Source organism: Mesorhizobium sp. B2-3-6, from assembly GCF_006442305.1.
In the GTDB taxonomy this organism is placed as follows: Bacteria; Pseudomonadota; Alphaproteobacteria; order Rhizobiales; family Rhizobiaceae; genus Mesorhizobium.
This window is the reverse complement of sequence record NZ_VFVW01000002.1, coordinates 469,477-493,604: the sequence shown is the minus strand read 5'-3', so window position 1 is coordinate 493,604 and position 24,128 is coordinate 469,477. Positions and strand designations below refer to the sequence as shown.

25 protein-coding genes are annotated in these 24,128 nt (G+C 62.1%); 11 read left to right on the top strand and 14 right to left on the bottom strand.

Going from position 1 to position 24,128, the window contains the following annotated elements; genetic code table 11:
- Positions 1 to 19: 19 nt before the first annotated feature.
- Both FJ953_RS08030 and FJ953_RS08025 read right to left on the bottom strand, forming a co-directional pair.
- Complete coding sequence (locus FJ953_RS08030; protein WP_246674746.1) at positions 20 to 970, bottom strand: YVTN family beta-propeller repeat protein; 951 nt, start codon at positions 968 to 970, stop codon at positions 20 to 22.
- Positions 971 to 1,012: 42 nt separating this feature from the next.
- The gene (locus FJ953_RS08025; RefSeq protein ID WP_140498192.1) at positions 1,013 to 2,242 is read right to left on the bottom strand and encodes an ABC transporter substrate-binding protein; all 1,230 of its coding nucleotides are present in this window, start codon (positions 2,240 to 2,242) and stop codon (positions 1,013 to 1,015) included.
- Positions 2,243 to 2,403: 161 nt separating this feature from the next.
- Here FJ953_RS08025 and FJ953_RS31095 point away from each other — a divergent pair, with 161 nt between their 5' ends.
- The 5 genes from FJ953_RS31095 to FJ953_RS08005 are packed head-to-tail and all read left to right on the top strand — an operon-like array spanning position 2,404 to position 6,885.
- Entirely contained in the window at positions 2,404 to 2,535 is a 132-nt protein-coding gene (locus tag FJ953_RS31095; protein ID WP_281405105.1) for a hypothetical protein, read from the top strand.
- The gene (locus FJ953_RS30785) at positions 2,532 to 4,358 is read left to right on the top strand and encodes a (5-formylfuran-3-yl)methyl phosphate synthase (RefSeq protein ID WP_140623845.1); all 1,827 of its coding nucleotides are present in this window, start codon (positions 2,532 to 2,534) and stop codon (positions 4,356 to 4,358) included. The genes FJ953_RS31095 and FJ953_RS30785 overlap by 4 nt, the downstream gene beginning before the upstream one ends.
- Before the next feature lie 3 nt (positions 4,359 to 4,361).
- The gene (locus FJ953_RS08015; protein WP_140515154.1) at positions 4,362 to 4,913 is read left to right on the top strand and encodes a flavoprotein; all 552 of its coding nucleotides are present in this window, start codon (positions 4,362 to 4,364) and stop codon (positions 4,911 to 4,913) included.
- Positions 4,906 to 6,300: a DUF6513 domain-containing protein gene (locus FJ953_RS08010; protein ID WP_140560486.1), complete on the top strand. Its 1,395-nt coding sequence runs from the start codon at positions 4,906 to 4,908 to the stop codon at positions 6,298 to 6,300. The genes FJ953_RS08015 and FJ953_RS08010 overlap by 8 nt, the downstream gene beginning before the upstream one ends.
- Positions 6,301 to 6,885 (top strand): DUF447 domain-containing protein, encoded by a 585-nt coding sequence (locus FJ953_RS08005; RefSeq protein WP_140524700.1) that lies wholly within the window; start codon positions 6,301 to 6,303, stop codon positions 6,883 to 6,885. It abuts the gene before it with no gap.
- A 20-nt stretch (positions 6,886 to 6,905) separates the two neighbouring features.
- Here the strand turns inward: FJ953_RS08005 and FJ953_RS08000 are convergent, their stop codons facing one another.
- Positions 6,906 to 7,952 carry a hydantoinase/oxoprolinase family protein gene (locus tag FJ953_RS08000; protein ID WP_140524699.1) on the bottom strand — a complete coding sequence of 349 codons (1,047 nt, stop codon included), beginning with the start codon at positions 7,950 to 7,952 and terminating at the stop codon, positions 6,906 to 6,908.
- On the opposite strand from FJ953_RS08000, the gene FJ953_RS07995 reads away from it, so the two are divergent.
- Positions 7,902 to 8,693, top strand: a complete 792-nt coding sequence (locus tag FJ953_RS07995; RefSeq protein ID WP_140515158.1) for a HisA/HisF-related TIM barrel protein — start codon at positions 7,902 to 7,904, stop codon at positions 8,691 to 8,693. The two genes, FJ953_RS08000 and FJ953_RS07995, sit on opposite strands and share 51 nt — an antisense overlap.
- Before the next feature lie 135 nt (positions 8,694 to 8,828).
- On the opposite strand, the gene fae is transcribed toward FJ953_RS07995, so the two are convergent.
- From fae to FJ953_RS07960, 7 genes are all read right to left on the bottom strand, one after another.
- Positions 8,829 to 9,335 (bottom strand): formaldehyde-activating enzyme, encoded by a 507-nt coding sequence (gene fae / locus FJ953_RS07990; protein ID WP_140498176.1) that lies wholly within the window; start codon positions 9,333 to 9,335, stop codon positions 8,829 to 8,831.
- A gap of 148 nt (positions 9,336 to 9,483) precedes the next feature.
- Positions 9,484 to 10,344: a triphosphoribosyl-dephospho-CoA synthase gene (locus FJ953_RS07985; protein ID WP_140515159.1), complete on the bottom strand. Its 861-nt coding sequence runs from the start codon at positions 10,342 to 10,344 to the stop codon at positions 9,484 to 9,486.
- Between the two features lie 12 nt (positions 10,345 to 10,356).
- On the bottom strand, positions 10,357 to 11,304 hold the full coding sequence (locus FJ953_RS07980; protein WP_140515160.1) for a RimK family alpha-L-glutamate ligase: 948 nt from the start codon (positions 11,302 to 11,304) through the stop codon (positions 10,357 to 10,359).
- Positions 11,305 to 11,355: 51 nt separating this feature from the next.
- On the bottom strand, positions 11,356 to 12,312 hold the full coding sequence (gene mch, locus FJ953_RS07975; RefSeq protein WP_140515161.1) for a methenyltetrahydromethanopterin cyclohydrolase: 957 nt from the start codon (positions 12,310 to 12,312) through the stop codon (positions 11,356 to 11,358).
- Positions 12,309 to 13,370 (bottom strand): ATP-grasp domain-containing protein, encoded by a 1,062-nt coding sequence (locus tag FJ953_RS07970; protein ID WP_224655934.1) that lies wholly within the window; start codon positions 13,368 to 13,370, stop codon positions 12,309 to 12,311. The genes mch and FJ953_RS07970 overlap by 4 nt, the downstream gene beginning before the upstream one ends.
- Positions 13,371 to 13,416: 46 nt before the next feature.
- Positions 13,417 to 14,310, bottom strand: coding sequence for an NAD(P)-dependent methylenetetrahydromethanopterin dehydrogenase (locus FJ953_RS07965; protein ID WP_140566625.1), 894 nt, complete (start codon positions 14,308 to 14,310; stop codon positions 13,417 to 13,419).
- A gap of 30 nt (positions 14,311 to 14,340) precedes the next feature.
- Positions 14,341 to 15,312 (bottom strand): beta-ribofuranosylaminobenzene 5'-phosphate synthase family protein, encoded by a 972-nt coding sequence (locus FJ953_RS07960; RefSeq protein WP_140623844.1) that lies wholly within the window; start codon positions 15,310 to 15,312, stop codon positions 14,341 to 14,343.
- Positions 15,313 to 15,469: 157 nt separating this feature from the next.
- Between FJ953_RS07960 and FJ953_RS07955 the strand changes: the two genes are divergently transcribed.
- The 5 genes from FJ953_RS07955 (at position 15,470) to FJ953_RS07935 (ending at position 20,405) form a co-directional block, all read left to right on the top strand.
- Positions 15,470 to 15,850 (top strand): 4a-hydroxytetrahydrobiopterin dehydratase, encoded by a 381-nt coding sequence (locus tag FJ953_RS07955; RefSeq protein WP_140498164.1) that lies wholly within the window; start codon positions 15,470 to 15,472, stop codon positions 15,848 to 15,850.
- A 118-nt stretch (positions 15,851 to 15,968) separates the two neighbouring features.
- A complete protein-coding gene (locus tag FJ953_RS07950) occupies positions 15,969 to 17,075 on the top strand; it encodes a tungsten formylmethanofuran dehydrogenase (RefSeq protein ID WP_140623842.1) in 1,107 nt (368 codons plus the stop codon).
- Positions 17,069 to 18,700 carry a formylmethanofuran dehydrogenase subunit A gene (locus FJ953_RS07945; protein ID WP_140623840.1) on the top strand — a complete coding sequence of 544 codons (1,632 nt, stop codon included), beginning with the start codon at positions 17,069 to 17,071 and terminating at the stop codon, positions 18,698 to 18,700. The genes FJ953_RS07950 and FJ953_RS07945 overlap by 7 nt, the downstream gene beginning before the upstream one ends.
- Positions 18,688 to 19,596 carry a formylmethanofuran--tetrahydromethanopterin N-formyltransferase gene (gene fhcD, locus FJ953_RS07940; protein ID WP_140515165.1) on the top strand — a complete coding sequence of 303 codons (909 nt, stop codon included), beginning with the start codon at positions 18,688 to 18,690 and terminating at the stop codon, positions 19,594 to 19,596. Before FJ953_RS07945 ends, fhcD begins: the two co-directional genes overlap by 13 nt.
- On the top strand, positions 19,593 to 20,405 hold the full coding sequence (locus tag FJ953_RS07935; protein WP_140623838.1) for a formylmethanofuran dehydrogenase subunit C: 813 nt from the start codon (positions 19,593 to 19,595) through the stop codon (positions 20,403 to 20,405). Before fhcD ends, FJ953_RS07935 begins: the two co-directional genes overlap by 4 nt.
- A 124-nt stretch (positions 20,406 to 20,529) precedes the next feature.
- On the opposite strand, the gene FJ953_RS07930 is transcribed toward FJ953_RS07935, so the two are convergent.
- The 4 genes from FJ953_RS07930 to FJ953_RS07915 form a co-directional block, all read right to left on the bottom strand.
- Positions 20,530 to 21,276 carry a GGDEF domain-containing protein gene (locus FJ953_RS07930; protein ID WP_140623836.1) on the bottom strand — a complete coding sequence of 249 codons (747 nt, stop codon included), beginning with the start codon at positions 21,274 to 21,276 and terminating at the stop codon, positions 20,530 to 20,532.
- Positions 21,277 to 21,380: 104 nt separating this feature from the next.
- Positions 21,381 to 22,067, bottom strand: a complete 687-nt coding sequence (locus FJ953_RS07925; protein ID WP_140623834.1) for a thermonuclease family protein — start codon at positions 22,065 to 22,067, stop codon at positions 21,381 to 21,383.
- A 19-nt stretch (positions 22,068 to 22,086) separates the two neighbouring features.
- On the bottom strand, positions 22,087 to 23,286 hold the full coding sequence (locus FJ953_RS07920) for an ABC transporter substrate-binding protein (RefSeq protein ID WP_140524688.1): 1,200 nt from the start codon (positions 23,284 to 23,286) through the stop codon (positions 22,087 to 22,089).
- A gap of 453 nt (positions 23,287 to 23,739) precedes the next feature.
- Positions 23,740 to 24,108, bottom strand: coding sequence for a hypothetical protein (locus FJ953_RS07915; protein WP_140498145.1), 369 nt, complete (start codon positions 24,106 to 24,108; stop codon positions 23,740 to 23,742).
- Between the last annotated feature and the right edge of the window lie 20 nt (positions 24,109 to 24,128).

The window sequence follows — 24,128 nt, the reverse complement described above, 5'->3', positions numbered from 1 at the left end:
TCCCCATGATCAATGTCTGCTATTTGGGCGAAATGGCCACACCCCAAGGCTGCTGGCCTACGGTGAGCGATTGGACCGGCTCGTCGGTCGCCGTATCGATGAACGTGATGTCGTTGGAGTTGCCATTCGTGGTGATCAGCGTTTTCTGGTCGGGTGTGAAGGCCAGGTGCCAGACGCGTTGGCCGACGAGGATGTATTTCTCGACCTCGTAGGTGTCGGTATTGACCACGGCGACATGGTTCGCCGGGCCGAGCGCGACATAGGCTTTCTTGCCGTCGGCGCTGATGGCGATGCCTACCGGCTGGATGGTCTCAGCCCGCAATCCCTGAATCGCGAACTGGATCTTCTTCACCACTTCGCGTTTGGCGTTATCGATGACGCTGACGGTGCCGCCGACCTCGGCGCTGACCCAGACCTGCGAGCCGTCCGGCTTGAATTCGGCAAAGCGCGGGCGCGTGTCGACCAGTACGTTATCGGTTACATCGTGGGTGCCAGTGTCGATGAAATGCGCCATGCTGGTGGTTTCCGAGGTGTTGACCATGGTCTTGCCATCAGGGCTGATACCCATGCCTTCCGGTTCCACGCCGACTGGAATCTCGGCCATGACCTGCTTGCTCTCGACGTCGATGGCGGTGACGAGGTTGTCGTCCTCATTGGCGACATAGAGCGTCTTGCCGTCAGGCGAGAGCACGAACAATTCGGGATCGGGGCCAGATGGCAGCGTGCCGACGATCTGCAGCGTCGCGGTGTCGATGATTTCGACCGTGTCGTCGTCACTGGCGCAAAGATAGACGAATTTGCCGTCATGCGAGATGGTGATGCCGCGTGGCCTCTGGCCGACCTCGACGGTCTTCACCACCTGCATGGTGGCCGTGTCGACGACCGTCATCGTGTTGTCCTTCTCGTTGGAAACGTAGGCCGTATAGGCCGATGCCGGGCCGGCCGTGAGGCCGGCCGCGAGAATGGCCAATGCACAAGCTCGTGTCTGCACGCAAATTCCTCCCCTTTGGCCCTACTTGAGAACGCATTTCGTTTCCGGCTGATCGATACCAAGCGTATCGAGTTCGGAGAATTGGTGGAGATAGCCCTCCTGCGGTGATGTCGAAACGACCGACTTGGTGTCGCCAAGCAGGATCGGCTGGCGAAGCTGGAGGTTCCATTTGCGGAAGGTGAGCTTCTGTCCCTTGAAGGCGGCAACCGAGAAATCGCCCGACCGGATGTAGTCATTGATCTTTTTGGCATCGTCGCCTTTGGTGCGCGTGGTGGCTTCGCCGACGGCACGCACTGCTGTCCACGCCGACATGTCCTTGGAAAGCATCCGCCGGCCCGTCGTCTTCAGGAAGCGGCTCTGCATCTGGATGCCGCCCCATTGCTCGCTGGCGGGATGCCACGACGATGCAACAAGCCCGGCCGTGCCGGCGACCAGCCGCGGCGTCCAGGTGCGGTAGGGCACGTAGGTGCCAAACACCTGGCTTTCGTCGGCGACAAGCACAATGTCGTGCTCCGGCAGATCCTGCGTGAATACGGAAATCTGCTGCTGTATCTGCGTGGCGCCGGTGTCGGTACGCCTGGCCGTGCCGGTGTCCTTGAATTCCTTCTCGGCGACGATCTGGCCGCCGAAACGGGTTGCCGCGCGGCGCAACGCGTCGGCGTAGAGATGGTCCTGCTCATGCGAGCCGTAGAGCAGCACCCAATTCGGCCACTTCTTCACCATGAGATACTGCGCCAGCGCATCGGCAAGCATGCTGCGCGTCGGCGCGATATGAAAAACATTGATGCGGCAGTCCTCCTCGCGCAGGCTATCGTCGGTGGCACCGATGTTGAAGATCAGCACGCCCTTGTCGCGGGCTATATCGGCGATCGACAGCAATTGTTTGGCCGAGAGGTCTGCGACGACATAGTGGTCACCTTTGGCGATCAGGTCCTCGAATGCCTGAACCGCGTCGGCTTCGGGTTTGATCTCGGTCACGTCGAGGCTGAATTTCTGGTCGGTGAATTTTCCGGTGGTGTTGTTATCGCCGATTGCCACAGTGGCGCCGGCGACACCTTCGTCACGCGGCGGCAGGTCGAGCATGGAAAGCGTCAATTGCGGCGCGTAGGCCCGCAAATACCCTATCTTGATTTCAGTGACCTTTTTTTCCGGCTTCGCCGCCGCTTCCTGGGCTATCGCGCCCGGAGCGTTGACGGTCAGGGAAAAAAAGCACAAAAAGGCGGCGAGAGTGCCCGGCACCGCGCTCGTCATCGATAGTAATTACCCATTCTTGCGCTGAGGTCCGACGGGTGTCGGAGCAGCGCTAAGTCCAGGTGCCCATGGTCAACTTAGCCGACCCGCAAAATTTATCAAACCCTATCGGACGACTTTTCGCGTCTGCCCTGGCTCGGTGTCTTTTTGACAAACATGCCATGGCGGCTGAAAAGATTGCCATCTTCGATTTCGAGGTCGTTCGCAGCTATGTCATCCGCGACGTGCGCGAGAATCAAGCGGACGAAGGACAAAAGATCTTGTCCTCCAAACTGGAGAAACTGTTCAAATGACCAGAATGCTGGCCAGCGTCACCGGCATCGAAGAGGCGGAGATCGTTCTTTCGAGCGGCGCCGACATCGTCGATCTGAAGGATCCGAAGGCGGGAGCGTTGGGCGCGGTACCCACGGAAACCATCCGCCGAACGATTTCGTTCATCGCTGGTCGGGCTCCGGTCAGCGCGGTCTGCGGCGACCTGCCGATGGAACCCGAAACGATCCGCGCCAAGGCTGAAGAGATCGCGGCGACCGGCGTCGATTATGTCAAGATCGGGTTTTTCCCATCGGCTCACATCCCTGCCTGCGCGGAGGCGCTCGAACCGCTGGCCGCGCGAACGAAGTTGATCGCTGTGCTCTTTGCCGATCTGGCGCCGGACTTCGAGCTCCTGCCGGTATTCGGCAGGCACCGCTTCCACGGCGTGATGGTTGATACCGCGCAGAAGGGAAAGGGCCGGCTGCTCGACCATTTGCCACCGGAGCGGATTCCGGGATTCGTCGATCGAGCCAAGTCGCTCGGTCTGATGGTTGGCCTGAGCGGATCGCTCGAAGCCCCGGATATTCCACGTCTATTGCCTTTCGCTCCCGATTTCCTCGGCTTTCGCGGCGCGCTGTGTGGCCATGCCGACCGCGCGGGTTCAATCAGCGCCGAGGCGGTCTCGCAGATTCGCGAATTGGTCCCGGCAGAGCCTGGGACGGGCGGTAAATCGAGCATCGACTATCGCCTGTTGGCAGCGAGAGGCTATTCGCCGGGCACCGATCCGACACTGGGCACGGACAGGATTTTCGTGCGGGATTTTGTTCTGCCGGTCCAGATCGGTGCCTACAGCTTCGAGCATGGTCATACTCAAAAGGTGCGCTTTGATGTGATCGCCGACGTGCTGCAAGTCACCGACCATCCCGAGGACATGCGCCATGTGTTCTCCTATGACATCATCATGGATGGCATTCGCACCATCGTCGCGCGGGGGCACATTCAGCTCAGCGAGGCTTTGGCCGAGCAAGTGGCGGCGCACGTTCTGGAGAACGAGCGCGTCGTGCGCGTCACGGTAAGGGTGGAAAAACTCGAGCTCGGGCCTGGCGGTGTCGGCGTCGAGATCGAACGCAAGCGCCAATCGGCAGGACGCGGTGTCGCCTCCGGCTCTGCCGGCCGAAAAGACAGAGGCAGTGTTTCCCGGCCGCGCCAGCAAGGCTCCGACGTCCTCGGGCGGGCCGTCGTCAAGCTTGGCGGCAGCACTGCCCATGCGGCGGAAATGACGAGCTGGATCGCGGCGCTGGCGGGTTCCAGGTTACCGATCGTCATCGTGCCCGGCGGCGGCCTGTTTGCCGATCAGGTGCGCGAGACGCAGACCCGCATGGATTTTTCCGACACCGCCGCACATGCCATGGCGATCCTCGCCATGGAGCAGTTCGGCCAAATCATCCTCGATCGGGACGAAAGACTGACGCCGGCACGATCGCTGGAGGAGATTGTGCGAGCATTGGACGAAGGCAAGGTTCCGGTGTGGCTGCCGTCGTCACTTGCGTTGCCGGCACCGGACCTTCCGGCCTCTTGGGACATTACCTCCGATTCCCTGGCTGCCTGGCTTGGCGGGAAGCTTGGCGCGAACGCGCTGTTGCTTATCAAGCAGACCGATGCATTCTTCGACAACGATACCCCTGACAGCCTGAAGGCCAGGGGCATTGTCGACCCAGGCTTTGCCGCCATGCTGCCCGACGGCATCGATTTCCGTCTCGCCGGTCCGAAGGATGCCGCCGAGGCGGGCGCGCTACTCGCATCGGGCAAGCTGCCCGGCATCGGGATTGTGGCTTCGACCCGCTCGGCAAAGAAGGCAGGATAGCCGATGGTGAAGCTGCACGTGCCGCGCTGGGCGTGGGTTTTGACGGGGTCCGGGCATTTTTTCACGGAGAGCTTCGCACTTGTTCGCCAACTCGAACATTGCGATGTCTTCGTGTCGAAAGCCGCCAATGAAGTGCTGCGCATGTACAAGCTCAAACTCGATTTTCCGGAGACGACGCGCGTGCTGCACGACAAGACGGCGAGCGCCATTCCCGTCGGCGAATTTTACCACGGCGTCTACCACACGGTCGTGGTGGCGCCTGCCTCGTCCAACACGGTTGCCAAATGCGTCTGGGGTATATCCGATACGCTTGCCACCAACGTCTTTGCGCAAGCCGGAAAGTGCCGCGTGCCGATCATCGTCTTTGCCTGCGACACCGCACCCGAACTCGAAACCATGGCGCCGCATGGCCTGGTCAAAGTCTATCCGCGCAGGATTGACCTGGAAAACACCGAGCGGCTGAAGGGGTTCGAACGAACCCAGGTCGTCGAGTCGCTCGCGGACCTCAACGCGGCGGTTCAGCAACGCCGGGCCGAGCTGTCCGGCCATGGCTGAGCGGCTGGTCTTTCTCACGGGACATCTGGCCAGGGCACGGTTGGAAAAGCTGCTATCCGGTCTGGGCGAGACGGAGTTTTCGTGGGAGGTGGTCGACATAGGTGTCAAGGTCGCCGCACTGATGACCGAAGACATCATAAAGCGGCGTCTCATCGCGCCCAACGCCGTTGACCGCTTTATCCTGCCAGGGCGCTATCGCGGCGATATCGAGCAATTGTCGAACCATTTCGGCGTGCCCTTTGCGCGCGGTCCTGACGAGATCGCGGACCTGCCGGCCTTTCTCGGCCGTGTCGGCGAGCCGCCGGATCTTACGCGTCACGATATGCGCATCTTCGCCGAGATCGTCGATGCGCCAATGCTGTCGATCGAAGCGCTCACGCTGCGGGCGGGGACGCTAGCTGCGGCCGGCGCCGATGTCATCGATCTTGGCTGCCTGCCTGAAACGCCATTTCCGTTGCTGTCGGAGGCTGTGCGCGAGCTCAAGGCACAAGGATTTCAGGTCAGCGTCGATTCGGCCAGCGCGGACGAACTGTCGATCGGTGCACGCGCCGGTGCGGACTATCTTCTCAGCCTCGACGAGAACACGCTGCCGTTAGTGTTCGGCCATGGGGCTACGGCGGTGTTGATCCCGTCCGCCCCCGGCGATCTGGATTCGCTTGGCCGCGCTATCGATGCGGCGCAAAGGGCTGGCATTTCCTTTATCGCCGATCCCGTGTTGGATCCGATCCACTTCGGCTTCGCCCAATCGCTCGGCCGCTTCATCGAGGCGCGCCGCCGCTGGCCGAAGATCGAATTGCTGATGGGCACCGGCAATCTCACCGAACTTACCGACGCCGACAGTTCTGGCGTTACGGCCGTTCTAACGGGGCTCTGCTCGGAACTCGGGATTCGAAACGTGCTAGCCGTACATGTCAGCCCTCACACGGTGCGGACGATCGAGGAGCACGACATTGCCCGTCGCATCATGTTCGCCGCCCGCAATGACGGTGCACTGCCGCGTAGCTATCACCCAGGCTTGCTGCAGATCCACGATCGCAAGCCCTTCACGGCCTCGACCGATGATATCGCTGGATTGGCGGCCGAGGTGCGCGACGCCAACTACCGTATCGCGGCAGCGGAGGACGGCATTCATATTTTCAACGGCAAAGGGCACGCGGTTGCCACGGATGCGTTCGAATTCTTCGCCGGACTTGGCGTGGAGACCGATGGTGCGCATGCTTTCTATCTGGGCGCGGAACTGACGAAGGCCGAGATCGCGTGGCGCCTCGGCAAGCGCTATGTTCAGGACGAGCCGCTCGCATGGGGCGTTGCCGCACCGGCTCCCGAAACCGACCGTACCCGTCTTGCCAAACCGGGCGAAACGCTTCGCGCGAAGAAGGAGGGCTAGGTGCCTTACATTCGCGAGACAATCATCACCACTGTCGACAAGACAGGAAAGGTCCATATCGCGCCGATCGGCATAATCTCCGAAAAAGACGGCTGGGTCATCGCACCGTTTCGTCCCTCGGTTACGCTCGACAATCTGGCGGCGGTGCCGTTCGCCATCGCCAACTACACCGACGACGTGCGCGTCTTCGCTGGATGCCTGACCGGGCGCAAGGACTGGCCGACCGTTCCCCTTGAAGATTTTCTGGTTCCCCGGTTGGCGACTGCGCTGGCGCATTCGGTTCTCGAAGTCGAGAGCGTTGACGATGATGGCGTGCGCCCTCGCCATTTCTGCCGCGTGCTTCGAGAGGAAATGCATGCGCCCTTCACCGGCCTTAACCGTGCCAAGGCGGCTGTTCTGGAACTGGCCATCCTGGTCAGCCGGCTTGGCATGCTACCCCGCGACAAGATCGAGGCCGAGATCGCGTATCTTTCGATCTCTATCGAAAAGACAGCCGGCGCCGACGAACGGGAAGCCTGGGGTTGGCTGATGCAGCGTGTCAGCGATCACCTAGCCGCCAAAGGGTCCAGCAGCGGGGACGCGTGAGCGTGACGGCGCGAGCGCCGCTACGCTGCTTGTGATCGATATCCAGCCAGCAGCGCCACCGCCGATGCTGGTGCGGCGCGGCTGGCCTCGCCGCGAACAGCTTCATGAGCGGGGACGATGTCGGCGAAATCGACAAAGCGACGTTCCATGCGCTCGGCCAGCCGCCTGATCTGCCAGCGGCCCGTTCCGGCGCCGACGATCGGAACATCTTGAGCAAGACCCCAGGCAACCAGGGATGCTGCGTCGTGGATTTTCCGCAATTGCTGCTCGCTGAACCAGCGTGCGACTTCACCCCATTCCGGCGGCGAAAGTTCAGCGGCGTCGCGCCCGACCATGCGCGCCAGTCGCGCGATTGAGCCGTGGACCGTCTTTTCCTTGCCGTCGGCGGAAGGGTGCATGTCGTCCTCCTCATCGAGCACGCCCAGGATCCGGTGCGCGTCGGCGATCGAGGCGAAATACTCGTTCATCAATGGCGTCAGTCTTCGATGGACAGGAGCAGACGAGGCTACGCCGAACAGAAATGTCCTGGTAAATCCCGTATAGACCAGTTCGCCAGTCAGAAGCCGTCCTGCATCGGTGTACCCCTCATTGACGACGGCGCCATTCTTGATTGCGATAATGTCGGTGGTGGTGGAGCCCATGTCGACGAACAGGGCATCGCCGGCCAATTTTGCCACCAAAGAGGCTGTCGCGTGCCAGTTGGCGGAGGCGACATCGGTGCTCAGCCGCGCTGCCTGCTCGACCTCGACAAAGCCGGATGATCCGGCATAGATCAGCTTTTCGCCTGTGGGAAAACGGTTGGAAATCTGATCCAGCAGCGTCGTCACGCCGATATCGCGGGACGCAAAGATGTCCGACAGTTCGCCCGTCATGGTGAACGCGTTGAGATCGGCTTCCGCATAGATCGGAGCTGTTTCGTCGAGGGCCGAGGTCAGGCTGTGCAACCCTTGCCAGAGCGGCGTGGCGATCGTTACCGCGCCGACGATGCGGCCGCCTTGCGCGCGCGTCACCTTCAGATGCGCGCCGCCAATGTCGAAGCCCGCAATGATGCTCTTTCTTTTTTCCACACTTCAAGCTTTCATGACAGCAGTTGGTCGGCGAGAAAAACGTTGCGCATCATTCCGGTTCTCGACTTGAAAGGCGGCGAGGTCGTTCGCGCCCAGCAAGGAAAACGCGATCGCTACCGGCCGATCGTTACCCCGCTCAGCCGAAGTTCCGATGTCCTCGCCGTCGCCGAAGGGTTGCGCACGCTTTATCCCTTTTCGACCTTCTACATCGCCGATCTGGACGCCATCGGAGGCGGTACTCCAAACAGCGACGCACTTGCCCGGCTGAGGGCGATGACGCAGCCGCCTGAGCTCTGGGTCGATGCCGGCGTAGCAGACAGGAAAACACTTTCGGCGGCGCTTGCTGAACGTTCGGTGCACCCCGTGTTGGGCTCCGAATCGCAGCAGGACGATGTGCTGCTCCGGCATTTTCGCGATCATCCCGATCTCATCCTGTCCCTTGATTTCCTTGGCGATGATTTTTGCGGACCGCGTTCTCTTCTCGCTGAGCCCGAGCTTTGGCCGCAAAAGGTGATCGTCATGACGCTGGCCAAAGTCGGTGCGGCCGCCGGCCCGGACTTCAGGCGGCTGGAGGAGGTCAAGGCCAAGGCGGGAAGTCGCGCGGTCATCGCGGCCGGCGGCGTCCGCGATGACAACGATATCCACGCATTGTCAGCGATGGGCATCGCCGCAGCGCTGGTCGCAACCTCACTGCACAACGCCACGCTCACACCTAGTCACCTGGCGTCGTTCGGCGCCTGATCACAGTTGCTCCTCACCCCCGAAAGGCGGGCGCCCTTCGGGAGTGTCGCTTCAAAAGCCCAGAACCCTTTTCAGCCGGCGCAACAGACCATCCGTTTCGGAAGATGGCTTTTCCTGTGCGGGGCTGTCTCTTGTCTAGGCCGCGAACGGATGCTTGACGTTGTCGCGCTGAGCGGTGGCTTCGGCGGCGGTCGGGGTTCCTGCGATAGCGCGCTGGATGGCCTCCTTTGTCGCCTCGTAGTTGTATTTCTGGATCTTGGCGTCGTCGGCCGCGTCCCAATGGATGAATACGCCAACGCAAATGAACACGTCGTCCGCTTCGTTTGCCGGAATTGTCCCGTCCGCGACGCTGTCCTGCACTGCCTTTGCAACGGCGTGCTGCGCCGGGCCGAACATCTGTACAGCCTGCTTGGCGCCCTTGATCGTGACCTTGTTGAACATCACCGTATTGGGCTTGCATTGAAGATTGGGCGCGATCACCGCCAAAAGCGAGGTAAAACCGTCCTTGTTGTTGGTGAGCGCGTTGCAAAATGCCGTTTCGACTGCGCTCCCTCGCGGCCCGATGAGCAGGTCGACATGCGCGACTTCGTTGCCGTCCCCGACCAGCGATTCACCGACCATTACCTTCGAGATTTTTGCCATGCCAATTTCCTCCAAGACACAATTATGATGTCCACGGACGCTGCAACCGAGCAGGCGCTCGATGGACAGCTATCCTTGTTGGCAGCGCCCGGATTGCCCGGACCGGTTGGCTAGATAGCCGCGGAAGCACAGCTCCCGCTTTTGGAAGTCAAGCACCAACGCCGCGATTATGCAAGCGAGTGCCTAGAGTGTGGACTAAAAGAGTAGCCACGGTCAGATCGGCCGAGGTGCCGGGGTTTACTTTGTCCGCCTTCAGCCGGCGGTCGAACTCCATGAGCAGGCGAATGCGTGACGGCTCGTCGCCGTTGGCATGGAGCGTCGCCTGAACGGAAAGAGCGTCCTGTCGCACCTGATTTGCGACTTCAATTCCGTGATTGCGCACCACGTGACTGTCGGGGAAGCCTGCGAGAAACGCCATATAGGCGAACACGGTCGGCCACATGCCGCTTTCTCCGCGAGCTAGCGCCCCTACCAGCGCGGCCAGCCCTACCCCGAACACGTCGCCGAAACAGGTGTCATACTGGCGGGCGATCATATCGCGGTCGGCAGCCTCCCGCATTGCTTCCAAGAGATGAACCTTCGGCTCCTGCCGCACATCATTCGCGGCATCTCCCAGGCCGCCTGGCGCTGCCATGGCGATCGCCTCGAACACTGCCCTGGTATCGTCCATGCTCAACGCGCGCAGCAGCGAGTCGAGATTGTCCTGCAAGCTGCCACTCCTCATTTCGGCGGCGCCTATCAGAGGCCCCGCCAGGAGGACGATGCCGAGATTGGTGTTGGTTGCTACCGCCAGGCGTGTCGCACGCACCGCCTCCAGCATGCGCTGCCCGACCGAGAGGCGAGGATCGGTCAGCGGCTCGGACGAAACCTCGGCACTCATCATGAACTGGGCGGCGGACATGCCGTGTCCGTCGGCGAACAGGTGGACATTGCCCGGCTTCAGAGCTTCGATCTCCATCCGGCAGGCATCCTTGTAGCTAGCCCGGAGGCGTTCACGCGATAACGCCATCCTGCCGCTCCGTTACGAATTCGCCGGCGCGGTGAAACGGAAGGGCCGCGGCGCGGCGGTCGCTTCGGTGCGGTCGGCCAGGAATTTCAGCAGGGCATCGGCGATCGCCTCGGCGATGTTCACAGCGACCACCGATTGCAGTCCTGACCAGGCGGGCATGCTGTTCACCTCGAGTACGAACAAGCTGCCATCGTCGGCTCGCACGATGTCCACGCCGGCGAAATCCGCGCCGACGGCGGCTGACGCGGCGACAGCCAGCGATGCCAGCTCAGCCTTGCCAGGTCCCGAAACCGGCTCCGGCACGCCACCCCGGTTGACGTTCGTGATCCAGTCGTCGCTGCTGCGGCTCATCATCGCGACTGTTTCGCCGGCGCAGACAAAAACGCGGAAATCCCGGAAGGGCGGGCCGGCGCGCGACACATAGTGCTGGAGATAGTAGACGCTGTTCACCTCGTCTGCGGCGGGAAGGTCGGAGAGCGTACGGATCAGCCTTATCCCGCGGCCTTGCGCCCCGAACAATGGTTTCAGCACCAGCGGTCCCTCCCGAAGCTCCTGCGCCGCGATCTCCTTGGCGGCGGCAAGTCCTTCGACGGCGAATGTCGGTGGCGTTGGCAGGCCAGCATTTTTCAAGAGGAAAGTCGTCATCGACTTGTCGACGCAGCGTTCGACCGCCTGCGCCGAATTCCACACGGGAACCGACAGCCGGCTCAGCGCGTGCAGTACCCCGAGGCGCCGGGTGATCGCTTCGAACGATCCTGCGGCGATCGAACGGACGAGCACGGCATCGGGCAGCGCACCGCCGAAACCGGGGATCGAAAGTCCGCCCGGGCTGCCGGTGTCGAACGCGATCGCCGCCAGCGGCACGGTTGCAACAATAGCGCCCCGTCGACCAAGCCTTGCCGCGAGGCCACTTGAGCCGGTGTCCGAATTGTCGCTGACGATCAGGATGCGAGGGATCATGTGGTGCCTCGGATGTGGCGGATGACGGACGGGTCTCTTTGTGCCGCCATGCTAACCGAGGCTCCGTTCGAGCATCTTTGGATCACGCCGGCCAGCGCGAAACGTGTCGCCGGTTTCGATCGCCGTCACGATCACTTCGGCCGGGCTGAACAACAGTGGATCGATGGCATAGAAATCCCCCTTGAACCGCTTGAAGATCTCGGCAAAGGGTTGACCGTAGTCCCGTGAGGCGCGGCTCGGAAGTTTCTCCGCGAGGTTGCTGGCCTCTTTTGCCGACCCTTTTACGAAGAGCTGGACGCTGCCGCCATAGATGATGGCATCGTTCGTTCTGCCCATGGCGGTCAGGAAATCCGGGTGGGGGGCGGGGATTGGCGCCGCTCCGATGCCGTCGACAACGTTCTCCAGCGGAAATTTGAGATCGTTGGCCTTGTGCAGGGCAACCTCGAGCGCGCGCGCAACGATCTGCAGGCTGCCGGCAAGGCTTTGCGTCGGCGCGTAGAGGAAGGTGAGCTTGTCGGTTGCCAGTCCGGTTGCCTTGCTCACTTTCTCGACGATTGCTGGGGGAGGCGGTTTGGCAGTCTCCAGGATAAGCACGGCGGACGATGCGGTGTCTCGATAGGAAAGCGCGTCGAACAGGGGTTCGACGCGGGCGAGTGCCCGCGCCGGTCCCGATCCCATGGCGAAATAGTCCTGGGCAGACAGGTTCCAGCCCGCATATTGACTGCCTAGGCAGGCTAGTACCGGCTGCGACGAGCGCACCTCGACGGTGAACGGCCATTTCCGCTCCGTGCGGTCCATAAACACCGACACGCTGCCGAGACCGCCCATCGCCGCCTCCGCCATGCGCAGCCCGGCCTCGACGCTGCCGGGCGCCTTGGCGCCGACATCGATAAGGAGCTCGCCCAAGGTTCCCTTGGAAGCGGCGATCCGCAGCCGTTCGGCGTCGCTGATCATGCCGTCAGCGATGCGCTGTGCATTGTCGTTCAGGAATGCCGAACCGTCTTTCATGTCCGGTCTCCTTCCCATTGGAGTTGCAACCGGCGGGCTTGCCCCTTGATGAGCCGCCTGGTCAAATCGGCGTTCGGACCGCGCGCGAAGACGGTGCAGACGGGGTCGCCGGCAATCAGAGGGGTGCCGGGCGACTGATGGTCAGCGGTCCATTCGGGCCACGCAATCGACGGAAACCGCGCGATTGGCGTCGCGGCGTAGGTCACCATTGAAGCCATCGAATCGACGAAGCGTGGCAAACGGTAAGTTCCGCCGGTTGCAGCTCGCAGATGTGCTTCGATCAGCGGCGCGTCGGCCTCGTCAAAAATGTCCAGCGTGGCGCCTGGCCGCGGATTGATCTCGATGAGCTTGTAGCCATCCGATCCGCGAATGAGATCGGCGCTGCACAATCCAACCAGGCCGGCACGGCGCGTCAGGGCTGAAAGCCAGCCGCCGATGACCGCCGCCTGCCTGCGGTCGAAGCGTCTCAGCCGCACGGCCCCGCCATAGCGGTAGGGCGCCGTGGAGACGGGGGAAGTCCATTGTTGGCTGAAGCCGACGATGCGCGCGGCCTGGCCGTCGCCGACGAACAGGGCCGAGATGCTGCGTCCGGCGACGAAACGCTGGAAATAGCGGCCGGTGGTCTGGCTTTCTCCGGCCGCCTGTCTGATATGTCCACCCCCGGCGCCGCCCACGGTCTTGGCCACCCAGCTGTCTGGCTCAGGCGGTCGATCCCACCGGAATTCCGGATGTGGGATGCCGAGTTCGGCACAATCCGCGGCCAGCAATTGCGGGTCCTTGATCCTGCTGATCGCCGCGCCGCGATTGCCGGCAAGCGGAAAATGGCGAGCGACGGCGTCGACAGTCTCCGTCATCCGCTCAAAACCCGAGCCCAGGACGACGGCGACCGGCTGGTCTTCGCCGACCAGGTCCCGAAGCGTCTCGATGATGCGCTCGCCGTCGATGCCGTCCTGTAGGTTGCCCGGCAGCTTGGTCGTTCGTTCTGCCAGCGCAACCGTATCGGTATCGCAGAAGAAATCAGCGACCAACGGACGATAGCCCGCACGCCGCGCAGCCATGGCCAATGCCCGGCCTGAAATCGCCGCGATCAGCAGAGATCTGGCGCTATTTGGCAATCTCGCGTGCAAGGGAAAACGCTTCCTGGAAATCGAGCGCGATCGTTTTTTCGGATTCGATCATTCTTTTGAAAAGGCCAGACTCGACCTTATATTTGACGTTGCCGATGGCAAGCGGGCCAATCCCGACGACCTTTGCCGCTTCTAGCGGGTCGCCATTGGCATTGACGGCCAATCCTTCGATGCCTGCGGGCGGGACCGCGTTGACGTCGGCGGCGATAAGCAAGCCGCTTCCTCTCAACTGGGCCTTTGAAACCACCTGGACGCCGGCTTTCGCACAAGCCAATATGACCTCACTTGCTTCGACCAGATCGGCTTTCCGGGCATCGCTCGATCCGTCAGCCGCATCGACACCGATCTTGAATCGGCTTTTGATCTCGGCAGCGATCTGCTTCACCCTTTCGATGCCGTCATGGCCGACAAGCGTGACGCGGGCGCCCTCCCTTGCCGCGATGACGGCGGTGCAGAAGCCAACCACGCCGGTGGCGCCGAAAACAGCCACCCTCGTGTCCTTCAGCCCGCGCTCGAATTTCTTCTCCAACGCCTTTTCGACCTTGGCCACCATCGCCGCGGCCGTGGTGAACGAGCCGGCGGGGTCGGCAAATACCGAAACCTGGAAAGGCGGCACCATCGCCTTCTTCGCGGCATCGAACATGTCGAGCGCCAACGAAGCATCCTTCCCGGCGATAAAGATGCCGGTATCGACCCCCGCATCCGGCGGGCGCGAAAAGATCGCGTCCTGAACCAGGCCTGTCACCTCACCAAGGTCGACATCGACATAGGGGACCACGCTATCGAAGCCAGCGTCGAGCGCCATGTTCACGTCGAACGGGCTCATGTGCTTCAACGGCGTCAGCATATGCAGGATATGTTTGCGGGCCATTTCTCGCCTTTCTGCTTGGAATCTGAAGCGTCAGCTGCCGACGAGACCGAGTCCGGTCGAACTGATCTTCGCGCCGGAGTTCCTGCCTTTGACGATCTTGATCTGAAGGCCGTCTTCAACGGCTGTCTTCTGAACCGCGCCGACGAATTTGAGCGCGGCGTCATGCGACGGCGCGAAGGCAAACCCTGCGGGTCCCCAGGAACTCTGGCCGATCCCGACGGCGCCCGCTTTATTGAGACGGTGAGCGACCATCTCGACCCGCTTTGAGGTGAACACACCGCCCTGCGCCGGAGCGAAATGGCTGCCGATCAGCATCTGTATCGCGGTGACGGCAGCGCCGAATGCCGCAAGATCGCGCTCGACCAAGGCCGGCATGATACCCATCAGTACCCTCCGGCAGATCTCGCCGCTGCCCGCCGTCGGGAAGGGTGGCAGTGAACGGAACGCCGCGACCTCTGCCTCGCCATGCAGTCCATGCCCGGCATGGTCGAGGATGAGGATGACGCGCCATTCTTCGGGAAACGGCAGCCGCGCCACGACCGGAGGCGGTCCGCCACGCTCGTCCTTGCCCGCGTCGACAATCACGCCGCCGTCTTCGAAACTTGCGATGCCGATTCCAGATCGGCCGCCTCGTTCGAGCAGGGTCGCGTCGCCGGCGACATCGAGAGGCAGGTTGTGGAGCGTTCGCAGTGCCGAGGCGACGGCAAGGGCGATCTGCGTGCCGGACCCAAGGCCGGCGTGACTCGGGATCGACTGTTCGATCACCAAATGGTGCTGGCCGCGAATGCCGAGATGCCTGCAGAGCGTCGACAAGTGCTCACCGGCGCGAACGCTCTCGGAACCTTCGACTATGGTCTCGCCGGACCGCGACAGGGTGACAACGGTTTCGGGTTCACTCAACGGAAGCCCAACGCTGCCAAAGCGACGTCCGGCATCGCCATTGAGATCGAGGAAGCCAAGGTGAAGGCGAGCGGGCACTCGTACGGTAACAAAATTCGACATCTGCCCCCCGATGGGTGCATCATGGATGCATCATGGAAGTTTAGGTGCCCGCCACGATGATAACTGTTTTCGTCGAGGGAGCAAGCCAAAGAGAGTGCATTCATGTTTCTGCTTTGGCCTGTCGTGTTGACGGACCGAGCAATTCGGGGAGGTCGAGATGAGCGAAACGGTCAAGGAGAAGGTCTATTCGGACGCCGAGATTGCCGACCGGCTTGAGAAGGAGTTGCCGAAATGGCGCTACGAAAACGGCTGGATACGGCGCAAATACAAGACCCACAGCTGGAAGTCGACGCTGATGGTCATCAACACGGTTGGCCATCTCGCCGAGGCGGCGTGGCACCATCCCGATATCACCGCTTCCTATGCCTGGGTCGAGGTACGCCTGATGAACCACGCGGCGAAGGGTATCACCGACAAGGACTTCGAGTTGGCGAGAAAGATCGAGGACGTTGTCCAGTGGCAGCCGGCCAAGGAAGGCGGAGCGCTGGAGGGAACTCCGGCGACCGATCAACGCTTCGCTTACATCAAATATGATTAAGCGCGGTCGGAGTTTGTTGATAGCGTATGAAAACATTCGTTAATCTGCTGGCAAGCGGGGTTCACGGCCAATCCAGTTTCGTCTAGGATCGGGCCGGCACCAGAAAGTAGTGTAGCGAATGGCGGTTGCTTGGATAGGCAACCGGGAAGCGCTGGTCGAGCGCGCGGCTGCGCATGCCGCGTCGCTGTTATCGTCAAGCCGGTGCCCGGTTTTCAGCTTTGATACGGACATACACGGCACGAGGGCGGCGATCGCGCTGGCCGAGCGGCTTGGCGCGGCATACGATCACACCGACGGCGCGGCACTTGCCCGAGAGACCATGCTTTTTACCGACAGGGGCGCGATGACCGTCGCCCCTGGGGAGACGCGCCGGCGTGCCGATATCGTGGTGATGGTGGGCGAACTCGCACAAACCCATCATGATCTTGTTACCGAACTCGCTGGCACGGTTCCCGATCTCTCGACCAGGCCCGATCTCTCGACCGGGATTGAGCGCGAGTTCTTCCTGGTGGGATCGAACGGGGTGTCCGCGCCGCCGTTGAAAAACGGGCGCAAGGCAACGCTCCTTTCCTGTGGCCAGGCTAGCCTCGGCGCCACGCTGGCGGCGCTGAGGGCGCAGTACAAGGGGCGGCAAACATCGCGACCGGTGTCGAACTTCAACGATTTCGCCAAGGCTCTGGCGGCTGCGCACTTTCCCGTGTTCCTGTTTTCAGGCCACGCCACCGATGGGTTGGCGTTGGAGATGCTGCAGGGGCTGATCGCCGATCTCAATCGCAAATCACGTGCATCTGGCCTTCATCTGCCCGCGAGCGAAAACGGGTGGGGAAGCGTGCTCGCCTCGACCTGGATGACAGGTTTTCCATTGCGCACGGGCTTTGCGCGGGGCTTCCCGGAATTCGATCCCTGGCGTTACGATGTGGCGCGCATGATCGCCGCCGGCGAAGCCGACCTGCACCTGCGGATCTCCGCCACGGTTGCCCAACTCCCGAGAAAAAGGGGACGCATGGCACTGATTGCGCTGGCTAAAACGGAAGAGCCGGTCGCAGGCGCCGCGGTCACCATCGCCATTGGCGAAGCTGGAGTCGATCACGATGCGGTTGTCTATTCCAGCCGTACCGGCTCGCTGAAGTCGACTGATACCCGCGCTGCTTCGAAATTGCCCTCCGCCGCGACGATCATTCGCCTGGTCGCCAGTCGGGTTTTCGCCGAGGCATTGCCATGCTGACGAAAATTGCCAACGGCGACATCGTCGACCCCGTCAACAGCCGTCTCGGCAAGGGCGACCTGTGGATCAAGGACGGCAAGATCGTCGCGGCGCCGGCTGAGGGGGTGGCCGACCGGACCATCGAAGCCGCCGGCTGCATCGTGATGGCGGGCGCCATCGACATCCACTCCCACATTGGCGGCGGTAACGTGAATACCGCGCGGCTTCTCTTGCCCGAACAGCATGCCGCCCATCAGGCGCGACCGGCGACGACGCCGCTCTCCAATGCCGGCTGGTCGACCTTCCAGACCGGCTGTCTCTACGCCAAGATGGGCTTCACGACGGTCGTCGAACCGGCGATGTCGCCGGGATCTGCACTCCACACCCATCTCGAGCTGGCCGACATCCCGATCATCGACAAGGCGACGCTCGCCATTCTCGGCAACGACGACTTCCTGCTGTCAATGATCCGTGACACCGCCACACCTCAAATGATCGAGGACTACGTCGCCTGGACGGTCGCCTCGACGCGAGCGCTCGGGGTCAAGGTGATCAACGCCGGTGCAGCGGCCGCCTTCAAGGAAAACGCACGCACGTTCGCGCTGGACGATGTAGTGCCTTCCTACGGCGTCAGCTCGCGCAACATCGTCAAGACGCTGCAGGCCGCCGTCGACAATCTTGGCCTGCCGCATCCTTTGCATGTCCATTGCAACAATCTGGGCATTCCGGGATCTGCGGACACGGCGGCCGCGACGATTGCGGCGGCGGATGGGCTGCCGATGCACCTCGCCCACCTCCAGTTCTATGGCTATGGCACGGAAGGAAAGCGCAGATTTTCCTCCGCCGCCGCGCGGCTTGCCGAGCTTGTCAACACGACTCCGGAAGTCACCATCGATATCGGTCAGGTAATGTTCGGTCAGACGGTCACGGTCTCCTCCGACGTCATGCGGCAGTTCTCGGCGCGGGGCAGCGCACATCCGAAAAAGACCGTCATTCATGACGGGGATGGCAATGGCGGCGGCATCGTGCCCTACAGCTATGGCAAGGACTTTTATGGCACGATGCAGTGGGCGATCGGGCTCGAGCTTTTTCTCCTGATCGACGATCCCTGGCGTGTGTTCTTCACCACCGATCACCCCAACGGTGCACCCTTTACCGCTTATCCGGCTCTGTTCGAGCTGCTGATGAGGCGGGAAGCACGCACCGAAATGGCCGCTGGACTTTCACGATCCGCCTTAGCGCACTCTACCCTGTCCGCAATCGACCGCGAATACACGTTCGAGGAAATAGCCATCATGACGCGCGCAGCGCCGGCCAGGCTGCTTGGGTTGACGGATCGAGGCCATCTCGGCGCCGGCGCGATAGCCGATATTGCTGTCTATCGCAGGAACGAAAGTATCGCGAAAATGCTCGGACAGGCGGCATATGTTTTCAAGGATGGCGATCTCGTCGTGCAGGACGGGGAGATCATCCATTACCGCTGGGGCAAGGCCCTCAGGCTTAATCCACCTGTGGACAAGGCGATGGTGCGGCGTCTGGAGGACTATCACCAGCAGCGCTACGGCCTGTCCTTAGATTGGTTCAATTTCCCGGATTCCGCGATTGCGCGTGAACAGCCATTCGGCGAGGTGCCATGCCGAACGTGAGCGTAAATGGCGTAACGATCGACGATACTTTTGCCGAAGCCTTTGGGATGCGGGCAACCGCCATCATCATCACCGCGCCGAACCGGAAATGGGCACGGCAGGCGGCGATCACGATGACCGGCTTCGCCACCTCGGTAATCGGTTGCGGCTGCGAAGCGGCAATCGATGCCGACCTGCCGCCGTCAGCCACCCCGGATGGCCGGCCCGGCTGCCGCGTGATGATCTTCGCGATGGGAACCGATGAATTGCAGAAGCAACTGCTCAATCGCGTCGGGCAGTGTGTTTTGACTTCGCCGGGCTCCGCCTGCTTTGCCGGGCTGGAGGGCAGCGCTAAGCTCAAGCTCGGTTCGGCACTGCGTTATTTCGGCGACGGCTGGCAAATCTCCAAGAAGATCGGCGACAGGCATTTCTGGCGCATTCCCGTCATGGATGGTGAATTCCTCTGCGAGGCAACAACCGGACTGACGAAGGAAGCCGTCGGCGGCGGCAATTTCTTTGTCATGGCCGAAAGCAGCGCCAACGCATTGGTCGCGGCCGAGGCCGCGGTCGCCGCGATCGGAATGGTGCCCGGTGCCATCGTGCCGTTCCCGGGCGGCATCGCCCGTTCGGGTTCCAAGATAGGTGGCAAATACAAGGGCATGATCGCCTCGGCCAACGAAGCCTACGCGCCGACACTGCGCGGTGTGGTTGCCAGTGAGCTCGGCCCCGACATCAACGCCGTCCTGGAAATCGTCATTGATGGTGAGACCAATGATGCCGTTGCCGCGGCGATGAAGGCCGGCATCAAGGCCGTCATCCAGATCGGACCGAAGAAAGGCGCGGTTCGCATCGGCGCCGGCAATTACGGCGGCAAGCTCGGTAAGTTCATCTATTCGCTGAAGGATATGTTGCCATGAAGGCGCTGACCTTCACTCTTGTTGCCGAACCGCCTGAGCGCCTCGACCTGTCGCCGCTGACGCCGGAGCGGCTTGCTGGGAGCGAAAGACGGGATATCGAAAAAATCCGGATCGGCATGTCGAAGCACGGATCGAAGGTGGGCGACATTTTTCGCCTCGCCGGCAGCGATCCGCTAAGCATCGTCTTCGAAGGAGGAAGCGCGCGCCTCGACCGGGTGGCGCAAGGCATGGGAGGTGGATCGGTTCGCGTGATCGGCAATACTGGCGCGCAGGCCGGGCGCGCCATGCGCGGCGGCAAGCTGACGATCGAAGGCAATGCGGGGCCGCACGCCGGCTCTGGCATGCGCGGCGGCAGGCTGGAGATAACAGGTAATGCCGGCGATCACCTTGGCGCTCCGCTCGTCGGCGAACTGGCCGGCATGAATGGCGGCGTGCTGATCGTCAGGGGCAGGGCGGGCGCCTTCGCCGCAGACCGGATGCGGCGCGGTCTGATCTCGGTGCTGAAAGGCTCGGGCGACTATGCCGGCAGCCGCATGATCGCGGGCACGCTGGTGGTAGCCGGTGGCATCGGTGAAATGCCCGGCTACCTGATGCGTCGCGGTTCGATCCTTCTTGATCGCGCGCCAGGACATCTGTCGCCGAGCTTCGTCGAGTGTGGCGCGCCGGAGAGCGTTTTTGCCATCATCATCGATCGTCATCTGATCGCAGAAGGCATTTTGAAACGGCCGCTGCTGGGGAGCGCACCACATAAATATGGCGGTGACAACGCGGTGCTTGGAATGGGCGAGGTTCTCTTTCCGCGCCGATGAGGTTTCCGGCAACGAGATCGATCAAATGCTTGTGCCTGTCGAGCGGCCCTGCTCGCTGAGGTTTAGGAATGTGTCCAAACGTCGATTTGCCGCCAGGTATTGGCTTCGGTCACGTTACACCGGGCTATTGGAGACCTGTAGGGCGCGTTTCGGCGGATGCGCGGGCGGATAATTGCGCTTCCGCTGAGCGAAACATGTCCTCGAATCCAAGCTCGGTTTCAAACACGGTGCTTCCCAGGCTGATCGCCAGAACGTCCTCGGTCCCCTTGGGCGCGAAATAGACCCGCGCGACGCTTGCCCGAATGCGCTCGCCAATTTCCGCGGCCTCCGCTTCGGTCGTACCTGGAAGAAAGACTCCGAACATCGATGTTCCTATGCGACCTACCATATCCTCCTTGCGGACCGAAGACTGAATGGCCGATGCGACGAGCCGCAAGGCCTCATCGCCCCAATCTGGGCCGAAGCGAAGATTTATGGAGCGAAGGTGTTCGGCATGAATCACCAGGAAGGCGCCCGAGCGCGGCCCTGGCGCTGACGGCCTGGCCGCGCGCCGCTCGACCATCGAGGTGAAAACCGGGCCGTTCAGGCAGCCTGTCACCCTGTCATAGGTCTCGGCCCTGTTGAGCTCCCGCCGGTAGCCGCGGATCTGGGCCTGCTTCAAGCCGATCAATACGAAAAGCGGCAGACCGATGATCAGAGGCAGCAGCACCGCAGTGACCATGCTGCGCCCGAACGGCGTCAAGACATCGCTGAACAACAGCAGGTAATTGAGGCCCACTGAGAGGGCAAGGCTGCCAACGGTCCCCAGGAAGGCGAGCCACGCGACACCCTTCCATACCGGCTCGGTGGCGGTCGTTTCGGCTTGTGCCATTACCAATCTCCTGTCAGATCGGCGAGCATAGCGCCGGCATGCGCAATTTCAGTTGCGGCAAACCATACAATTTGATCGATGTGCGAATCGTGAATCGATTTCGCCTATCGCGGCGGGCCGAAAACTCCCACCTCCGCGTCCTCGGCGACTGCTTGCGCCTTGCCATAGATGCCGGTGGGCAGCGCGATCGCCCAGCCGTTGGACACAAGCCAGGCGCCGACATCCTGCTTGCCAAGGCTACACGGCGCGGCAATGGCAAAACGTTCGATCTCCGTCGGCATGAAGCACTTCAGCGCGCGCCCACGCAGCCAGGAGTTGAAGGCGGCGCGTGCGCGCTGGCCGCAGGACCAAGCGACATCGTGAAACGAGCAGGTGGCTTCCGGTTCTATGCTGGCCACACCACTGACGGCCACTTTGCGTCCCATGGATTCGAAAGTCGCCGATGACGTTGCCATTGGCCGGAAGAGCAGGGTTTCGCGCCAGTCATCTGGCATGGGCGTTTTAGGGGGCACGGCGAGGCCGAGGTCGCCGAGCGGCGGCCGGGCTTCGATCCGCTCGATCTCGGGCAGGTCAATCGACGGCAGCGCGACAATGCCCTCGGCAACCCTGCGCGCTTCTCGCCATCTTCCGTCGAGAACAGTCGTCTGCGACCGGGCTGGTTGCCCGGCATTCTCGACACGAGTCCCAAGGGCAGGCCTGTCGGTCGCAAGCAAGGCTTCGGCATGCATGATCAGGGCAATCCCGAACAGCAGTTCGAGGCCTCCGACCGTAATGACCAGGCGGGCCAGCACAGCGTTCGTTACCGGACGGTCAGAACCCCGAGGTCGATTTGGCAACCAGTTTGAGCGCACCCTTTTCTATCCGATAGAATGGCATCGATCTTTGGCTGGATCCATCGGCGCGAAAGCGGAACAGGCCGGTCGATCCGCGAAATCCACTCGGATTTTCGAGCACCTGTTTGCTGAAACCGTCAGGTCCGACCGCGCTGGCAATTCCTGCAGTCAGCGCAACCATATCATAAGCGTAGGCTACGTTGACGTCGGCGGGATAATTGTATGTCGTCCTGAAGCGATCGGCGATCGGCCCGGTTTCGCCCGGATCGAGCGTTGCGATATAGGCTCCCTCGAACGATGGTTCCATGGGATGCTCCAGCCAACGGCTGGTTCCGACGACGGAGGTCGCCTTGCCCGCAATGCCCTTTGATTTGAGAGCGGCAAGTATCGGCGACGGGCTGGCATCGCCGCTGGCAATGATGACCGCGTCGGGAGTGTCCACGAGCGAGGCCATTTCGTCGACCGCCTTGGCGGCGCCGTCGCCGGCCGAATATGGAACGGTGACGGCGAGCGTCGCGCCATAGATGCTGAGACTGTTGGCGACCCGCTTCTCGACCGTGCTGGCATTCGAGCCACCCGCGACAAACAATACGAATTTTTTTCCGCCTTTTGCGGCGATGCCCGCAGCGCCCGCCGCCGCACTGTCCGCTTCGCTGAGGCGCACGGCATAAACACCGGCGCCGCCCGCGAAATTGTCGGCAAGCGCCAGCACGGGCGGCCGCTTCGATCCCGACAATGTGGCGATATGCTGGGCTGCCGGCAGTTCGGTCGGCCCGATGACGACTTTCGTGCCGGTCGTCAGGGCTTGCAGCGCCAATTTGCCGGCCTGTGCGTTGTCGCCCCTGGTGTCCTCCACCGTCAGCGTAAGCAATCCATTGCCGATATCGGTCATCGCGAGCTTGGCGCCATCGAGCATCTTGCGGCCATTTTCCCCCGCCGTTCCCGGGGCGGATAATGGCAATAGCATGGTAATTTTCGTCGAACCGGCACCCATCGACTGGGTTGCCTGGGCCGGGCCGGCGGCCGGGGCGCCGTCCTGCCCGGCAGGCGCGGCAATCGCCGCCGGATCGAGCGCTTCGGTAACGCCCCCCTTCGACTGGCAGCCCGACAATACCGCGGCGAGCGCGAAGGCGGTTGCCCAAATCTTCAGCCCACGGACCCGTCGGCCAGCTTCCATGATTGTCCCACCCTGTTCACCGCCGGCTTATTATTCCCGGTCTGGTCTCCGACGCATGTTACGGCGAACTGGTCGTGCCGTCCTGTTTTTCTTCAGCCGCCGAAGAGCCGGGCCCTCAGCGCCCCGACCCGTCGCGCTTGCCCTGAGAAGGTATCGCGGTCCGACGAAAACGCGGAAACGCCGAACGTCGCCATCGGCAACGGCACGGTCGGCTGATAGCTCGCGAACGCCTTGAATGTCTGTCGCATACCACACTGCGGTTGCGTCACAATGGGATCGGCTGCGCCGAGCCGGACGACGGAGGTTGTGCCATGGGAGGCTGCTCCAGCCGGTCGGCGCAAGCCAGCGTGACGACTTGGCCAGTGCCGGCCAGGGCGATCGTTGCGGCGATCGCCTTCAGGAGTTGATCCGTCCGCTGCCATGGTGGCCAACAGGCGCAGGTTGCCTATCCGGTCAGTGCATGTACTCGACCATGCGATCGTGGAAACACTCGCATTTGTTGAGCGTGTCCTCGTCCTTGTAGTTCGTCTTCAGATAGCCGTAAGCCATGCCGCAGGCGACCTTGGCTTCCGAGGCCCAGACGAAAACCGGCCGGGACGAATTGATCCACTCCGAGCTGTTTGCGACGGCGACCGACTCGTCCATCAGCTTCACCACCTGATCCCTGAGATCGACGATGTTGTCGTTCAGCACCAGGTTGGAGGTGCCGACGACACCGCAATAATCGCCCGTGGGTCCTTCGATGATGTCGGCGGCATTGAGGCCCGTCGACAAGATCGACAGCAGACCGGCCCCGAAAGCCACCCGCAAGATTCTGTTCATGTTGCTCACCCCGTTCCTTT